This window comes from Paenibacillus sp. FSL R5-0345, assembly GCF_000758585.1.
Classification (GTDB): Bacteria; Bacillota; Bacilli; order Paenibacillales; family Paenibacillaceae; genus Paenibacillus_AQ.
Genome location: NZ_CP009281.1, coordinates 560,902 through 578,165, shown reverse-complemented (window position 1 = coordinate 578,165; position 17,264 = coordinate 560,902). Strand labels below are relative to the sequence as shown.

At 45.9% G+C, this 17,264-nt stretch carries 16 protein-coding genes; 4 read left to right on the top strand and 12 right to left on the bottom strand.

Features of this window, described 5'->3' with window-relative positions; all coding sequences use genetic code 11:
• Positions 1 to 99 precede the first annotated feature (99 nt).
• Positions 100 to 879: a carbon-nitrogen family hydrolase gene (locus R50345_RS02630; protein WP_042123852.1), complete on the top strand. Its 780-nt coding sequence runs from the start codon at positions 100 to 102 to the stop codon at positions 877 to 879.
• 69 nt (positions 880 to 948) lie between these two features.
• Here R50345_RS02630 and R50345_RS02625 read toward each other — a convergent pair whose 3' ends face one another.
• The gene (locus tag R50345_RS02625; RefSeq protein ID WP_052414440.1) at positions 949 to 1,878 is read right to left on the bottom strand and encodes a lipoate--protein ligase family protein; all 930 of its coding nucleotides are present in this window, start codon (positions 1,876 to 1,878) and stop codon (positions 949 to 951) included.
• Positions 1,879 to 2,056: 178 nt separating this feature from the next.
• On the opposite strand from R50345_RS02625, the gene R50345_RS02620 reads away from it, so the two are divergent.
• Positions 2,057 to 2,941, top strand: a complete 885-nt coding sequence (locus R50345_RS02620; RefSeq protein ID WP_042123851.1) for a CHAD domain-containing protein — start codon at positions 2,057 to 2,059, stop codon at positions 2,939 to 2,941.
• 22 nt (positions 2,942 to 2,963) lie between these two features.
• Here the strand turns inward: R50345_RS02620 and R50345_RS02615 are convergent, their stop codons facing one another.
• The 7 genes from R50345_RS02615 to R50345_RS02585 form a co-directional block, all read right to left on the bottom strand.
• Complete coding sequence (locus tag R50345_RS02615; RefSeq protein WP_042123849.1) at positions 2,964 to 4,169, bottom strand: Ger(x)C family spore germination protein; 1,206 nt, start codon at positions 4,167 to 4,169, stop codon at positions 2,964 to 2,966.
• Positions 4,166 to 5,257, bottom strand: coding sequence for a GerAB/ArcD/ProY family transporter (locus R50345_RS02610; RefSeq protein ID WP_042123847.1), 1,092 nt, complete (start codon positions 5,255 to 5,257; stop codon positions 4,166 to 4,168). Before R50345_RS02610 ends, R50345_RS02615 begins: the two co-directional genes overlap by 4 nt.
• A 27-nt stretch (positions 5,258 to 5,284) precedes the next feature.
• Entirely contained in the window at positions 5,285 to 7,030 is a 1,746-nt protein-coding gene (locus R50345_RS02605; protein ID WP_042123845.1) for a spore germination protein, read from the bottom strand.
• Positions 7,031 to 7,148: 118 nt separating this feature from the next.
• The gene (locus tag R50345_RS02600; RefSeq protein WP_042123844.1) at positions 7,149 to 7,475 is read right to left on the bottom strand and encodes a thioredoxin family protein; all 327 of its coding nucleotides are present in this window, start codon (positions 7,473 to 7,475) and stop codon (positions 7,149 to 7,151) included.
• 38 nt (positions 7,476 to 7,513) lie between these two features.
• Positions 7,514 to 7,906 (bottom strand): MerR family transcriptional regulator, encoded by a 393-nt coding sequence (locus R50345_RS02595; protein ID WP_042123843.1) that lies wholly within the window; start codon positions 7,904 to 7,906, stop codon positions 7,514 to 7,516.
• Between the two features lie 143 nt (positions 7,907 to 8,049).
• Positions 8,050 to 8,685, bottom strand: coding sequence for a ThuA domain-containing protein (locus tag R50345_RS02590; RefSeq protein ID WP_042123841.1), 636 nt, complete (start codon positions 8,683 to 8,685; stop codon positions 8,050 to 8,052).
• A 43-nt stretch (positions 8,686 to 8,728) separates the two neighbouring features.
• Positions 8,729 to 9,451 carry an SDR family NAD(P)-dependent oxidoreductase gene (locus R50345_RS02585; RefSeq protein WP_042123839.1) on the bottom strand — a complete coding sequence of 241 codons (723 nt, stop codon included), beginning with the start codon at positions 9,449 to 9,451 and terminating at the stop codon, positions 8,729 to 8,731.
• A 228-nt stretch (positions 9,452 to 9,679) separates the two neighbouring features.
• On the opposite strand from R50345_RS02585, the gene ytxJ reads away from it, so the two are divergent.
• Positions 9,680 to 10,006, top strand: a complete 327-nt coding sequence (ytxJ, locus tag R50345_RS02580; protein WP_042123836.1) for a bacillithiol system redox-active protein YtxJ — start codon at positions 9,680 to 9,682, stop codon at positions 10,004 to 10,006.
• Positions 10,003 to 10,242: a glutaredoxin family protein gene (locus R50345_RS02575; protein WP_042123835.1), complete on the top strand. Its 240-nt coding sequence runs from the start codon at positions 10,003 to 10,005 to the stop codon at positions 10,240 to 10,242. Before ytxJ ends, R50345_RS02575 begins: the two co-directional genes overlap by 4 nt.
• A 104-nt stretch (positions 10,243 to 10,346) precedes the next feature.
• Here R50345_RS02575 and R50345_RS02570 read toward each other — a convergent pair whose 3' ends face one another.
• The 4 genes from R50345_RS02570 to kdpA all read right to left on the bottom strand — a co-directional run bounded on the left by R50345_RS02570 (position 10,347) and on the right by kdpA (position 17,264).
• Complete coding sequence (locus R50345_RS02570; RefSeq protein ID WP_042123833.1) at positions 10,347 to 12,671, bottom strand: histidine kinase; 2,325 nt, start codon at positions 12,669 to 12,671, stop codon at positions 10,347 to 10,349.
• A 203-nt stretch (positions 12,672 to 12,874) separates the two neighbouring features.
• Complete coding sequence (kdpC, locus tag R50345_RS02565) at positions 12,875 to 13,483, bottom strand: potassium-transporting ATPase subunit KdpC (RefSeq protein WP_156114902.1); 609 nt, start codon at positions 13,481 to 13,483, stop codon at positions 12,875 to 12,877.
• A 54-nt stretch (positions 13,484 to 13,537) separates the two neighbouring features.
• Positions 13,538 to 15,571: a potassium-transporting ATPase subunit KdpB gene (gene kdpB / locus R50345_RS02560; RefSeq protein WP_042123830.1), complete on the bottom strand. Its 2,034-nt coding sequence runs from the start codon at positions 15,569 to 15,571 to the stop codon at positions 13,538 to 13,540.
• Positions 15,572 to 15,587: 16 nt separating this feature from the next.
• Positions 15,588 to 17,264, bottom strand: coding sequence for a potassium-transporting ATPase subunit KdpA (gene kdpA, locus R50345_RS02555; protein ID WP_042123828.1), 1,677 nt, complete (start codon positions 17,262 to 17,264; stop codon positions 15,588 to 15,590).

The following is a 17,264-nucleotide window of genomic DNA, read 5'->3' as shown; positions in this document are numbered from 1 at the left end:
ATCATTGACCCGTCAACTAATATATCAAATCATTTTTTAAAAATCAACATTGCTTATCCCCTTAAGGTGCTATAGTCTTGAACAAAAAGGAGGAATCCTATGAGAATCTCCCTGATTCAGACGGATATAGCATTTGGCAATCCTGCTATGAATTATGCTACTGTAGCAAATAAAATTAGTGAAGCTGCTGCTGCATCGCCCGACTGTCTTATTCTCCCTGAGCTTTGGACCACCGGCTATGATCTAACCCGGCTAGAAGAAATTGGTGATCTAAACGGAGCAATAACCAAAGAATTCATCTCCAGCTTAGCTAAACAATACAATATCAATATCGTTGCTGGTTCAGTCGCTAGCAGAAATGCCTCCGGGGTAACTAATCGGATGTTTATATTTAATCGAGCTGGGGAACTCATTGGTGAATACAGTAAGCTGCATTTGTTCCAGCTAATGGATGAGCATCTGTATTTGCAGCCGGGAGAAGCCAAAGGACTCTTCTCTATGGAGGGCACCTTATGTGCCGGATTAATCTGTTATGATATCCGATTTCCAGAATGGGTTCGTGCCCATACCGCGCAAGGCGCAGAAATCTTGTTTGTTAGTGCAGAGTGGCCATTATCCAGGTTATCCCATTGGCGTGCGTTACTGATCAGCCGAGCGATCGAGAACCAATGTTATGTAGTAGCCTGCAACCGTGCTGGAAGCGATCCTAACAATACCTTTGCTGGGCATTCTATGATAATCGATCCTTGGGGAGATATTTTAGGTGAGGCTTCTGAAGGGGAAGAAATCCTAACGGGGGATATCGCATTACATAAGGTGCGTGAAATCCGATCACAAATCCCGATTTTTGCAGACAGACGTCCGGATTTATATGAATAAAAGGACGCAACAGAAGCTGGCCTCTCGCCAGATTCTGTTACGTCCTTTTTTACGATGCTCAATATCCATTTATCCTTGGGCATAACGTTCACGCAGGACTCGCGCAGCATCCAGAACACGCGGATCCTCGTAGTCCAAGAAATATCCTGTCTCCTGCTGTAGCCTGTCAGAGGATTTAAGCAACACTCCACGGGCAGCTAATGCTTGTCTAATCCCTTCGGCAAATACTTCAGTAGTATTCGGCCCACCTAGTTCACCAAGCCCAGCGATCGTCTCTGGACGAACCCGCGGATAAGATAATGCCGAGTCTCCTCCAGAGGCATGCTCATAGAATTTATGAATGAGTTCACCGCGTTCCTGTCCCGAACCCGAAACCACTACAAATGCATGTACGAAATAAGCATTATTTTGTCTGCGCTGAGCAATGCCGCAAAATTTCCGCCCATTAATCGCCAAATCGAAGTCCCCCGGGCAATAAGAACCAACAATCTCACCAGCCTTTATTTGAGCCGCAGCCTGTGGATGACTCATAGCAACTGCCTCAGTGATCAGAGAAGCCAGAAGCCTAAAGTCATCATGAAAATCCAGCTTTCCGCGTCCTTTGGGTAGCACTAACGAAACATTAACAATTCCATCATCCAGAGGCACCGCAGCACCACCGGAATGTCTTACCGCTGTACGAATTCCTTGCTGCTCCAACTTAGCCATCGCTTGGGCAGCGTACGGAAGCTTGCTGTCCCGTAGTCCAAGCGCAACACCTCCAGAATGGCTCCATAGGTGCAGGCTAGGAGGAACGAGACCCGCTCCAACATCCCTGCAAAGGGTCTCTTCAAAGGCGAACGGGATCAACAGCTCCCCGGCCCCCGCTTCTTCTACCTTTTTACTATTATCCTTTAAGATCAAATGCTGGAAGAGTCCCATTTCTGCAGGAAGTCCGATGGCTTCCTTAATTCTATTAATAGATCCATTGATCATTGCATCGTACTCCCGAGTATCCACCGATTCCCCTCTTTCCCGTATTATCCGTGATATTGTAATCGATCTGCCTCGCTAGTGCGAAATCAGAATTGAAATGAGGTTATGATAACGCTATCCTTATAGTATACGAACATGCCCCAGCTCGAATAGGGGGTAGCCTTAGGTTCATGCTATACACAACGTTAAGGAGTGATGCCGCATGACAGTGGAAGTGATGAAGGAACGACAGTTAACCAAGACAAGACAATGGGAACAGGCACTTAACCTGCTGTATATTGATTTCTGGGATTACTGCCATGATGCAATTAGCAAATTCGATGACGAGGACATTCACCAAGCAAGAGTGAACTGCCGTAAGCTGTTAACACTGCTTTCCATTCTCGACCCTGGTCATACTCTAGGGCTATACCCCATATTTGAAAAAGCCCAAAAGAGATTAGGCAAGGTCAGAGATGCAGATGTTCTGATTGAATCGTTCAAGACTAAACGTAAACACGCCAAGGAAAACGGCGATACAAAGACAGCAGAACTGTTGAAGGCTGTGATCGACCACCAAAAGGACAAGCGCAAAACTTATCGTAAGAAGCTGGCCGATGAGCTGCCTAAGCTAATCAATGAAGATCTGGATGATAAGTGGAAAGCTTTCCTAAGTGAACAGCTTGAGGCCCTGGTAGCGAAAAAAGATGCTAACGTTGTCATGCGCGAACTTGAGGTAGCTTACGAGCAGAAGAAAAAAGCTTGCAAGGCTATATTTCGTGGACAAGATGCCGAATCAGAAGCAGCCTTCGACTCACTGCATGAGCTGAGGATGGCTGCTAAGGAACTGCGATATACCGCTAGTGCAGCCTCTTTTGCGTTAAATCAAAAATTTCATGCCCATGAGGAAATATATAAGCAGATCCAAGATCAGCTCGGGCTGATAAACGATAAACGCCTTTGGCTGGAAACACTACATGCTATTGGGCGAGAAGAGCTGAATGTCGGCAAAAAAACATGGAATACCTTTACTGAGCAATTAAAAACCGATGTACTCGATGCGCTGCATCAAAATGATGTCATACCTCTCACACATCAAACGAAATAACTCTAAATCGTTTACAAGCTCACTATTCAGCCGTTGTATCTGATGCGCCGTATTCCTCAATATTCAGGTTTATTTCATAAGTAATTGGAATTTTGCTGAAGGTTTCGTCCCAGTTATCCTTAACGCTCCGCCATACGGCCGGATGCTGATTATGTAAACTGGTGCCGAAACCGGCAGCTTCGGTATGCAGTTCCTTCTGCATTTTTGTTACAGTAGTTTGCACCAATTCTAGAACACGATTCTGCAGCAAGGCTTTATCCTTCTTTACAATTCCGTCGTGTAATTTCTTCGGTTTCTCGGCAAAGACCTCAGCATATCTACCTGTAGATTTTATTTTCACGGTAAAAGAGATTTGACCATTATTCACACTGGCTTTGATCTTGCTATGCATGGATTTCACCTCATAGGTTAAGAGGTCATTGTTATCCGGATTATACGTCTTAAGCACTCCTCCCAGCCCCTTCCCGGTCAGCCAGGCCATCCCCTCCAACTCCGACTGATCCAAAAAGCCAACAAGCTTTCCCGTTTCCCCGTTGATTACACCTGCTCCTGATAGCTTTGTCTCATTATGAATAGGAATAACATTTTGCAATAAGAAGCTTTTCTTTGCTTGCAACGGGCCAACTACTTTTGCCAAAGTTACCGGCTCCCATATCCCCATATTACGGTCTCTGTTATTGAATATCCCTTCAAGTACAAATGCAGGTGTCTGACCCGGCAGTGCATTTTCCAATACATCCTTGGCCATTCCCTTGCTGACAAATAACATAACACTCGGACGGATATCATTATCCCGAGTAAAGAAATCTATTAGTTTAGTAAGATTATTGGAACGCGCGAGTTTTTCACTAATCACAATGACCTTTAGGTGATGGCCTATCGGAGTGCGTCTAGTACGCAGTGAAAGCTGCCGTAGCGCTTCAAAGATAGAATCGCTAGTTTCACTCATATTATAGTAATTCTTAAAGGAGGATGAACTGGCAGAAGACTTCATGACGGCGCCTCCCGATCCTTGTGGAATCGTAAATTGATAGGTACTTATTATTTTTTCAGGCTTCTTATGGCTCCCACCTTCCGGATTAGCTACTTCCTCGCCTCCTGACTCCTCCGCACTGTCCAGTGCAACACCAATCTGCATGTTTAATTCCTCAATCGGTGTGCTGCTCCAGCAGCCTGATAACAGAGAACATAGTACAGTGAGTACGATCCACAACCTCCATTTTTTCATGAAGCAACCCTCCGGAAGTATGTGATAATTAACAATGGCAACGGAAGCAATCCGAATAGAATAAGCATAGAATCACCGATACCTGTTCCTAAAGCAAACAGAGCATTCACATTTGGTGGAATTCTAGAAATTACATAGATAACCGGAAGAATAGCTAACAAACAACTTTTGAAGTTTTTATGGATCACTTGGGACAATCCTAAAGCCGCTGCATAAATTGCAATACAAAAGGTACAAAAAATCTGCATAATCCATATCACTAACAACAACGACTCAAATCTTTCAAAGATGAGATAGTTCACCTCAAAACTTCGTACAAGATCGAGAAACGGCCAGGTTCTTGTGAGAACTCCATCTATAGAAAAGGCACCTATGGTCGCTACAACTGCCATGATATAAAATATCGTCGATATACAGGTTCCAGCTATGATTACCTTTACTGCTTTTTGAGGCTTATCCATAAAAGCAACAACGAACAACATTGCTTCTCCAGCTGTAAAGGTTAGGATGGTTGGTTTGATCCCTTTCCACACGGGTTCCAAACCATCTCCAAGTACTGGAAGTAGATTATTGAGGTCGAAAACTTCGAAACTAAGCAGACAAACCCCTAGAAACACTGTCCAGGTAATCGGAACAATGAGTCTGCACATGCTACCGATCGCATTAATTCCTCCTCTGCATAAATAGAAGGCGATCCATATAAAAGCAGCCATAATAGCCCACGGAGGTGTACCTTCCAGTAGAAAGAAAGAGGTCACCTCCTGCACCGAACGTATCTCAAAGCCGGCGATACTGAGAAAATACCCAATGACTCCTATTGACAGAACCATTCCGAGTGGCTTGCCGATGATCTTCCCGATATACTGAAAGAATGTTTGGCCTGGGAACCTTTGACTAAGTTTCACGATGATCAATCCGAACAGAAAAGAGATTGCTCCCCCTAAAAAAATACTTATCCATACATCTGGACTACCACTGGCCTCTACAATGGTCCGAGGAAGCGTAAGTACCCCTGCCGCAATCGTATAATTGGCTAGAATGATCGTCGCTTGAACTGCAGTAATTCGGTCCTTTACCTCGGCGCTCATGTTCTCTTCCTCCTTTACCTAAACTTCTCACCCTTTACGCAAGGGGTCCTTTGGTTTCAAAAACGTAGGTCGCCCTGTTAGAAATTGAAAAGGCATACGGAATATAAAATCCTTCCAATTCACCATCTTATTTGGGACTGCCAGACCTAGATAAGGAACACCAAAACTCTTCAGCTTAATTAAATGACTACTAAGCAAGAGAAAAAACAGTACAACTCCGTATAATCCAAAGATTGCTACAAAAAACATAGCTGCAAATCGAAGCATACGAAGCGTCATCCCAGCACTATACATTGGCATAGAGAAGGAAGAAACAGCCGTAATTGATACTACAATGACTAGGATTGGACTCACGATTCCAGCTTCCACCGCAGCTTGACCGATGATCAGACCGCCGACAATCCCCATTGCCGGACCGATAGGTTTAGGCAAGCGAAGTCCAGCCTCCCGTAAGATTTCAATCGAGGTCTCCATAATCAAGGCTTCGATTAATACAGTGAAGGGAACACCTTGCCGAGAGGCAATAATAGAAATGGCTAGCTTAGTGGGAATCAATCCCGGCTGGAACGAGAGGAAGGAAATATATAGTGCCGGGGCAAACAGTGATATCGTTGCCGCAAAAAAACGTAAAAGGCGCAGCAGCGAGCCTACCATCCAGCGATCATTATAATCCTCTGGCGATTGCAGTAACATCCCGAAGGTTACCGGCATAATCAATGCAAAGGGTGTACCGTCAAGTAAAATGGCTACTCTTCCTTCCAGGAGTGCTGCCATTACACGGTCCGGTCTCTCTGTATTTTGAATCTGCTGGAAAGGACTGTAGCTATTATCTTCGATTAATTGCTCAACATAGCCAGATTCTTGAATATCATCTAAGTCTATCGTTTCAATTCTTCGTTTGACCTCTTCTACAAGTTCATCATTCGCAATATCCTTGATATAGGTTAGGATGAGCTCCTTCTGCATTCTCTTTCCTACAGTAAAAGAAATCATAGCTAGTTCTGTACTCTGCCCGTGTCTACGCAGCATTGCCGTGTTGTCGCTTAAGGTCTCGTTAAATCCACTTCGTGAGCCCCGCAGGACTGCTTCAGATTCCGGCTCCTCTATCCCTCTTGTAGCCCCCTTCGGACTACTGAGCACAAAAGCCTCTGATATTCCCTCCACAAGCAGCACGGCAGATCCAAATAACACCTTCTGAAGAGAGAGGTATGCATTATTCGTAAGCCCCACTTCCGAGATAAGCAGGATCTCATGGATGAGAATATCTTGTAGATCCTTTGCTGCCGGTACCGAGTTCATATCCTTAAATGGCTGATACGCATTCATTAACGGCTTCAATATATTCCGATCCATTTTGTCTTTGTCTGTTAGTCCGTCTACGTACAATAGCGCTGCTCTTGTCTTTATGCTTCCGATTCGCAGCTCCCTTACATTCACATCATGCATATCGGCGCTGATCGCTTTAAACTTCTGCAAATCATCCTCAAAGTGGCCGCTATAAGTGATTCTCTTTCCCTTATCCTTAGTTACTACATCCGAGCTAGACTGCTCCTGGGATCGTTCTAATAGGCTTGTTTTTCCAGATGCTGCTTCTCCGTAAGGAACCCCTCCACCCTTACTGCCAGTAGCTTTTTCCGCTCTAGTGGTTTTCCTGTCTTCTTTGGCTTTAGCCCAGCTTATTGTACGAAGTAGGAAGAAAGGGACACAGAAAATCATAATCCCTTGGAAAATCACACCCCAACTCGGAATTAATTCTATTACCTCATTCCACACCCCTAACCCCTCCTTTATAGCTGTGACCGTATTTTTTACCGAAGATGGATAATTCATGCATACAAAAGAAGACCCCACAATATGGGGTCTCCCTAAGATTATCTTTATAATTATTTCCCTATGCTTGAATAACCTTGTTCAATACACCTTGGTAGGCTCCTATCGGACGTAAGCCAACCAACTTTTCCAAGGGCTGCCCATCTTTATATACAATGACTGTAGGCATTCCCATAACCCCGGCTTCCCCAGCCAGATCCGGAAATTCGTCACAATTCACCTTTACAATAGAAACATCGTCTCCATATTCCTGATGAAGATCCTCCAGAAGAGGCAGCAGCACCTTGCAAGGAGGACACCATGGCGCACCATAATCTACCAATACCGTTCCACCGCCGCCTATTTCTGCTCGTACCCAATCAGCACTATCTGCATTTGTGATAGCCATTTGTCATTCCTCCTCATAGTTTTCAACACCAGCAGTACTTACTCCAAGTTCTCCAGTGTACAAGCCCCTAACCTACTTTCGTTCTGCTCTTGCAAGATAGATGCCATTCTTTCTTCCAAATTCCGTTTGATCTGATTCAGCTCTACAAGCTGACGTTCAATATCTTCAAGCTTACTGCGGTATAGTGGCATCACTTCTGCGCAGAAAGCTTCTTTGTTCATCAAGACACAATGTAGAAAGCCTGCAATCTGTTCTGTTGACAGACCCAGGTTCAAATATAATTTGATCGTTTCTACCGTCTCCACAGCGAGTGAAGAGTACTCCCGATATCCGTTGGCCTGACGGACCGGTGAGATTAATCCCTGACTCTCATAATAACGAAGTGAACGGACGCTTACGCCCGTTAGTTTAGCAAGCTCACCTATTTTCATAGCATTCTCCCCGGGGTTCATGAGAATTGTTCTACACCAGTATAAACCCTGACACCAATGTAAGAGTCAACAAAAAAATCCAACCGTAGTTATCCCACAGTTGGACTCGTTTTTCATCTATAATATAGTTGTCCACTTATAACCTACAATAATCCTGCTGCCCAAAGCCCACCTCTACGAATCATTTCACGGAATGGCTCTACCGAAAATGAAGGTAAATGATGCCCTGGCATTAAATAAACCACCCGACCCAAACCAAATTCGTGACACCAAGCTGCTTGTCGCATAGCTCCTTCATGTGGATATTCTGCAAGCACCGTCGTTTCGAAATACGGATGCATCTCAAAATAATACGGCTCATCCTCGATCACAAATTCTTCAATTCCCTGCATAATGGGATGCTCCCGTGCGGGTATGGACATCTGTAGCTTAGTGTATTCTGGATGATGGGTGAAGTGTGCGCCCAGCATAGCACCTAACTCCTGATTGCGTTGTAAGGAAATTCCGTTATGTACCACTAGTAGTCCGCCCCCCTCAGCCACATAGGACAGCAAAGCACTGCTTTGTTCCGCCGGGATTTTATCATCAGAAAATTCGGTGTAGGAGATTACCAGCTTGTAGTCAGACAACGTTTCTTTATGAAGCAGCGCATAATCCTCTGAGGAAAAAACCTGTAAGTCATTAGCAAGTATTTGTTCGATCTCCCGGTCCACGCCAGCAAAGGGGTGATATTTAACCTCCGAGTAGCTTCCGAGTGCGAGTGCCTTTAGTGTTGACATATTATCAGCGCCTTTCTTCCAATCCTATTTTGAGATACCCTTTCTACCAAGGCCACGCACTGCCATCCATATCCAGATAGGCCGGTTCCTCGCCCAGATATTTTTTATAATCGAGAACAAGAGCTATAATCTGTTCCGCCGACACTTCCGGAGTCGTTTGCGCTTGTTCATCCTTCTTACCATGCATATAAGTCTGCAGCCAGCCAGGATGGAATACCATCACTTGACCGCCAAGCGTTGTTAGATGATTATGCATCAAGGAGGACTGCATATTCAGTGCTGCCTTCGACATACAATAGCCGTACATGTTGATACGCTTATTTCGGGCAATACTGCCCGCTTCCGAAGAAATATTGACGATTAATTTATCCTTACTTTGCAGCAGCAGTCCCATCAGTGCATTGCTGACTCTTAACGCGCCAAGCGTATTTACATTATATATTTCTGCCATGGCTTCATCATCCAGCTCCACCAGCACAGTAGCATTATCAGCACCACGAATAATACCTGCATTATTAATAATAATATCGACATACCCAGTTTTACTGGCTATTACTCTTGCGGCCTGCTTTACACTGTCTTTATTGCTGATATCTAGGGAGATAAGCTCTAACTGTTCAGGATATTGTTCTTTAAGCGCTTTCAAATCTTCTGATTCTTTCAAAAACTGTCCTGCAAATACTGAGAACTGTTTGGCCAGCAACGAACGTACAAGCGACAGTCCGAGCCCGCGATCAGCTCCAGTTACACATGCAACTCTCTTCATTCTTCTGAACACTCCTATCTCGTAGCGATATAGTTAGGCATGTTGCTTCTTTTCACCTTAGCATGCTGTACTCTTTTTTTCAACGGGATTGGTTTCAGGTATAGCACCCTCTTATGCAAGCCCTTCAGAATCCTTTTTGTTTTAATTTTGATATATGTTACAATCATGATTACAGGTTGTTAACAACACAATTGTTAGCAAAATAACGATCCCAGGAGGGTGATATCTATGTCTATTCAACAACTCCATACGCTGGAGGATCTTGAGCAATATGTAGCTAAGCCTGGCAAGAAGCTGCTGTTCAAACACAGCACGACCTGCCCGATTAGTGCTAAAGCTAATGAAGAGTTTCAGGCTTATCTGAAGGATGCGGATACTGCCGCTGCAGTGGTCTTAGTCATCGAGGATCGTCCCGTTTCCAATCAAATTGCTGAGGATTTCGGCATCAAACATGAATCTCCACAACTCTTCCTGCTTGAGGACAATGAGGTTCGCTGGAACACTTCCCACTGGAAGATCACAAGAGATGCTATCAAAGAGGCTGTGAACCAATGAGTGAGCCAGTGATTGTCTATTCAACCGCAGGATGCAGTGACTGTACTTTGGTTAAAAATTATCTTACGGAGCAGGGTGTCCCTTTTGAAGTAAGAGATGTTATGACCAGCACAGTCTATCAAGAGGAAGTTGAGAAGCTTGGATTCATGGGCGTTCCTGTCACCGTAGCAGGGGATCAAGCGATCAAGGGATTTAATCTTCCTGCGCTCAAAGCACTCATCGAAGCTGCCCAATAATTCACCCATTAAACTATTCAGTATCTGATGTAATTCATAGCTGCAAAAAAAGAGTATCCTCACAGCCGATCGGCTTGAGGATACTCTTTTTCATTCGGTATAATCTATGGTTCCTCACGAATGAGATCCGCCACAACCAGTACATCCACGTTTCTGGCAGAACGTAGAATCTGCTTAGTAACATCCCCGCGTAGCCATTTACGCAGCCATGAGCGTTGAGACTGGCCGATAATAATCTGAGTGCTCTGTAAAGCCTGAGATCTCTCTAGCAGCAAGGACGCCACTCGTGCGGGAAGCCCGCTCTCAATCATCTTAAACGTTCCACCCAGTCGTTCCGTTAATTCTTTTAAATCATTTATACGTTTATCGTAAATGGGTCCATTCTGCTTAATTTCCTGCACATACGTGACATACCAGCAGGCTTTTAGACGATATGCAATCCGAAAACCACGTCGAATTAAGCGCTCCGCATGATCCCCCAAGGTGATACATACATAAATGACTTCCTGACGCCGCCACGGTCCCCGTAGCGAACCGACACGCTCCCAAGCTTCCAGCCGCTCATCCACATCATCAGCAATTTCCCGCAGTGCCAGCTCTCGAAGAGCGATCAAATTCCCGATTTTGAAAAAAGCTCCGAGCGCCTGATCCACCTTGGCCATGGCATAGATTTTCCCGTCCTTCATCCGCTCTTGAAGCATCTTGGGTGATACATCGATAAGCTCTACCTCATTAGCCCGCTGTAGAATGCTGTCCGGAAAAGTCTCTCTTACTCTAACGCCTGTAATTTGCTCTACGGCATCATTCAGACTTTCTAAATGCTGAACGTTCACGGTAGAGATCACAGATATTCCCGCATCCAGCAGCTCCATAACATCCATATACCGCTTCTTATGTTTGCTGCCCGGCATATTGGTATGAGCAAGTTCATCCACTAGCACGACTTCAGGATTACGCTTAATAATAGCTGCCGTATCCATTTCCTCCAGGACGGTCCCGCGATACTCCATACGTAGACGCGGAAGGATCTCCAAATCGCCGATTTGTTCAAGGGTTTCTTTACGGCCATGCGTTTCCAAAAGTCCGATCACGACATCGATCCCTCTCTTCAAGAGATCATTCCCTTCACGCAGCATTTTGTAAGTCTTGCCCACACCGGGCGCTGCCCCGATATATACCTTAAAGGTGCCTCCGCGAATCGCATCGATTTTATCCTGTACTTCCTGACTGCTTAACCTGTGATAGACATCCGCTTTCCGATCATTACGACTCTGCCGGGTTGGAAGTACACGTTCTCCCTCTCGGTCAGCACGGTCCGCCACGAAGAACACATCCACACCTCGGATTTGCTTCAGTAACGAATTGGCAATCGAGCCCTTCCATAATTCCTGCCAAGCGGTCTGCTTGGAATGTCCCATAACGATTCGGGTTATATTGTGCCGGGTTGCGTATTTTACCAACAGACGAGGGATCTCCCGCTTCGAGCGATAGGTGATCTCCTCCATAGAGGCATCAATCTTCTCGGTCAGCTTCCAGAGAGATCGCTTAAAGGTGGCTGCTTCCTTAGAAAAGGTGAGACCCTGCTTCCAAAATGACACAACTGAAAGTTCCCCATTTAACCGTTTGGCGATTTGCTGTCCACGGCGGATATGGATCGAGCCGTTCCAATAATACTGTGCAGAGACTAAGACTTTCTCGGCAATCCCTGACGCTCCCTGCAGCCCTTGCTCTTCCCGATGTTTCTCCAGCGAATCATTAACATCCTCAGCAACCATCCGAAGTGCCAGCTCCCGCAGCTTGCTTAAATTCCCCTTGTTAAAAAGCGATATCTGCTGGTGCTTACCTAAATGTCCGTCGGACAAGCGCTGAAGTATCTTTTCCGGTGTCACATCAATTAGAACAATATCATCGGCAAGCGTAAGCACTTCAGCTGGAAGGGAATGCTCAACCTCAATTCCGGTCCATTTCCGCGCCAGATCCGCGGCACCCTCTAGTTCATATACGTTTACAGTTGTGATGACACTGATCCCATTACTCAATAAATATTTGATATCGTCCAGCCTTCCTGACCTCTCTGCACCTTCGCGATTCTGGTGAGCCAAGCCATCAGTAAGCACTACTTCAGGATTACGTGCCACAATAGCTTCTACATCAAGATCCTTCTTTTCGATATCCTTCTGAAACCAATGAATACTTGGTATCCGTTCCAAATCGCCCAGCTGATCCCTTGTTTCAGGACTTTGGTTCGTCGAAACCGCACAGATCACGGCGTCAATTCCTTGCGCTTTAAGCGCTTGACCCTCACGCAGCATCTGATACGTTTTGCCCGACCCGCTGACCGGACCGATATAGATTTTCAGACGTCCCCGATGCAGCTCATAGATCGAGAGCAGCAGCTCCTCCGGCGTCTTCCTCCGGTATGTTCCCATCAAGACCACTCCTTAATAACCCCGATCATGCATGTACTCTTCTGTTCCAAGAAGAAACGACGTTGTCGTCCTTCAAAGATGACAGCCGTTTCCCGTAGAAATATAAGGATGATGTATAATGTGCAACTTATACTTTCTTATATTCTAGAAAGCAAGATATCCCTGCCCGATTCTAAGGAATCTGGCAGGGATTTTTGTTATATTTATTTGTTCGATAGTTTCAATAGATCCATGTTTAGCTTCAATACATTAACCCGTTCTTCACCGAACAGTCCCAAGTCACGGCCCTCAGTATGCTTATTCACTAGCTCTTCCAGCTGCGAAGCAGGAATACCCGTTAAATTGCTAATCCGAGGAATCTGCACGATAGCCGAGCCAGGTGTGATATGCGGATCCAGACCTGAACCTGAGTTGGTGATCAAATCGACTGGCAATTTGTTCACGGGCACATCCGGGTTATCGAGCTGCCACTGCGCAATGAAATCCTTGGTCCGCTGCAGCATATCCGGATTGGATGGAGCGTAGTTATTGGAGCCTGAAGCCTCTGCTTTATACTCAATACTCGACACACGTCCATGAAATAAAGCCGGGTTCGTAAAGTTCTGTCCGATAAGTTCCGAGCCTACAACTACTCCAGCATCGTCCTTAAGTAAGCTGCCGTTCGCTTGCGACGGCATCAGAACCTGGGCAAGCGCTGTAGTCGTCAGAGGATAGATCACTCCACAAAGAACAATAAATACTAGACTTAATCGTACAATAATAAAGAAATAAGAACTTTTCGATGATGACAACTGCTCATCAGTATCCTCCATGGAGTTTCCGTTATTCACGATGCTCTCACCCTTTCAATGATTAGTCAATTCGTCTTAAATCCATACACTTACGATCATATCAATGAGCTTGATGCCCGCAAAAGGAACAACCACTCCGCCCAGCCCATAAATAAAAATATTGCGTCCGAGCAGCTTCGTAGAGCTCATAGCTTTATACGAGACACCCTTCATAGCCAGAGGGATGAGCAGCGGAATAATAATCGCATTAAATATTAAAGCGGATATAATAGCTGAGCTTGGTGAGCCTAGTCCCATTACATTCAGGGCTTCCATTTCCGGTATGGCGAGCATGAACATCGCCGGAATAATGGCGAAATACTTCGCGATATCATTCGCGATACTAAAGGTTGTCAATGCGCCCCGCGTCATCAGCAGCTGTTTACCAATCGCAACAACCTCAATAATCTTCGAAGGGTCGGAGTCCAAGTCGACCATATTGGCCGCTTCCTTAGCGGCTGTCGTACCGCTGTTCATGGCTAAGCCCACATCAGCTTGGGCAAGGGCAGGGGCATCATTTGTACCATCCCCTGTCATGGCAACCAGCTTGCCCTCGTTCTGTTCTCGGCGAATGACTGCTATTTTATCCTCAGGTGTACTTTCCGCGATAAAATCATCCACACCCGCTTCGCGAGCAATTGTAGCTGCGGTCAGCGGATTGTCACCCGTACACATAATGGTCTTGATCCCCATTTTCCGCAGCTCATCAAACCGCTCTTTCATGCCCGGTTTAACCGTATCCTTCAAGTAAATAAGTCCATAGATCCGATTATCTACCGCAACCGCTAACGGAGTTCCCCCCATCCGAGCGATGGCATCAGAATTACTGTCGAGGTTGGCGGGAATGATTCCGCCTTTAGACTGTACCCACTTCTTCACGGAGTCCACCGCACCTTTACGTACACAGCGTCCATCTTGCAGATCAATACCACTCATCCGTGTTTCTGCCTTAAACTCTACGAATGCCCCACCTTCAGCAAGCTTACTGTCATAGCTGCGTTCCAGCTTCTTGGCCAGCTCAATAACAGATCGTCCTTCAGGTGTCTCATCCTTCAAGGAACTAATGGCCGCCCATGCTGTGAGCTCCGCTTCCGATTCATTCCCGACAGGTACAAATTCACTCGCCATCCGGTTTCCAAAGGTAATCGTACCGGTCTTATCTAAGATCATCGTATTAATATCACCGGCAGCCTCAACTGCCTTCCCCGACATCGCGAGTACATTAAACTGGGTCACCCGGTCCATACCCGCTATTCCGATTGCGGAGAGCAGTCCCCCGATTGTTGTCGGGATCAGACAGACCAACAAGGCGATCATGACGGGAATATCAAGATCAACACCTAGATACGTTGCAATCGGCCGCAAGGTCACTACTACAATCAGGAAAATCAGCGTCAGACTGATCAAGAGTGTATTTAGCGCGATTTCATTAGGTGTCTTCTGACGTTTCGCCCCTTCCACAAGGGAGATCATTCGATCTAGAAACGACTCACCAGGATCACTTGTAATTCTTACTTTAATCTCATCACTGACGACCCGTGTACCGCCTGTAACGGAACCAAAGTCCCCACCGGCTTCCTTGATTACAGGTGCAGATTCACCTGTAATCGCTGATTCATCTACGGAAGCCAGCCCTTCTATCACTTCACCGTCACCAGGGATAAGTTCTCCCTGGCTGACGATGACGATATCTCCTTTACGCAGCTCGGAGGAGGATACTGTCTTCACCGACCCTCCAACGATTTTGTTTGCTGTGATATCTTGTTTTGTTTTCTTGAGTGAATCGGCTTGGGCTTTTCCGCGGCCTTCTGCCAGTGCCTCAGCAAAGTTCGCAAACAGCACTGTAAATAGCAGAATGAACAACACTGTGATATTGAAGCCTATCGATTGCTCTGCATTAAAATATCCAGGAGCCAGCACCATGAGGAGGACAATGATCGTACCGACCTCAACCACGAACATGACTGGATTTTTGATTAGCGTTACTGGGTTAAGCTTTATAAAACTATCCTTTACAGCGCTAAGGAGTATGGGTCCCGTTAGCAGTTTTTTTCTTTTTACAGTACTCATCTTATTCTCCCTCTTCCTACCGTAAGGTTAGATATTCTGCAATGGGGCCGAGTACAATGACCGGCAGGAACGTCAGCGCACCGATAATCACTACGGTACCAATCAGAATCCCCGTGAACAGACCATTGTCTGTGCGGAATGTACCAATGGTCTCAGGAACTGGCTTCTTCTGAAGTAAAGAACCTGCTACTGCCAGCATTGCGATAATCGAGACATAACGGCCTAGCAGCATGACAATCCCGGTTGTAACATTCCAAAAGGTTGTGTTGTCCGCAAGCCCCTCAAATCCTGAGCCATTGTTCGCGGCAGAAGAGACATATTCATATAACACTTGGCTGAGCCCATGGAATCCAGTGTTCGTAATCGCCCCTTGCCCCAAATCGGTCAGGAACGCAGCTGCGGTTGGTACTAGGATAATGAACGGATGAACAAGGATCGCAATGGCAATCAGCTTCATCTCCTTGGCCTCTATCTTCCGTCCGAGAAACTCTGGTGTCCTGCCGACCATCAGACCGCACAGGAAGACACCCAGAATCGCATACATCAGCATATTGATCAGTCCGACACCTTTACCCCCAAAGACATTGTTCAGCATCATCAGTGCCAGAGGCGTAATACCTCCCAGTGGTGTCAGCGTATCATGCATATTGTTAACACTACCTGTCGTAGCTGCGGTTGTTACTGAAGTAAACAAGGAAGACTGCGGAATGCCGAAGCGTACCTCTTTACCCTCCATGCTGCCTTGTGAAGATTCGATTCCTAGTGCATTGATCGCCGGATTACCCTTTGATTCAGCATAATAGTTCAGTCCCAGCAGTAGTACGAACAAGGTCATCATTGCGGTAAAAATAACCCAGCCCTGACGTTTGTTCTTAGCAAACAGTCCGTACATATAAGGGAGCGAAGCTGGCAGCATCCACATAGAAAGAATCTCCAGCACGTTCGTAAGTGGATTAGGATTCTCAAAAGGATGCGATGAATTGGCCCCGAAGAAGCCGCCTCCGTTCGTGCCCAAATGCTTGATCGATTCCAGAGAAGCTACTGGACCGATAGCAATCTGTTGCGTTTGCCCCTCTAGTGTAGTGACTTCAAGTGATGGCTTGAGGGTTTGCGGCACATGTAATCCTACCAGTACCAATGAAACCAGCAGAGCCAGCGGAATGAACACACGAATATGTGCTTTGACGAAATCCTCGAAGAAGTTCCCGACTGATTTGCGTCCTGTGATCCCTCTGACAAAAGCAACCGCAACTGAAAATCCGCTCGCTGCAGACGTAAACATCATCATCGTGATGACAGCCATTTGTGAAAAATACGAAAGTCCCGTCTCCCCGCTGTAATGCTGCAGGTTTGTATTAGTCATAAAGCTGATCACCGTATTGAACGAAAGCGTCTGTTCCATATCCGCAATTCCATTCGGATTTAGCGGTAAACCCCGCTGCAATCGAAGAAAGATATAGCTGAAAGTAACCAGTACGATATTCGTTAAAACAAAGCTGAGCGCATACTTTTTCCAGGACATACCTTCCCGTTTTTTCAGTCCGATCAGCTTATAAATCCCTTTTTCCACGCCTCCAAACCATCGATCCGTACGATTGGGTTCATTAGAAAATACATGATATAAATACGTGCCCATCGGCTTAACCAGCAAGATGAGAATGACGATTACAGCTACGATTTGCAAAATGCCCAT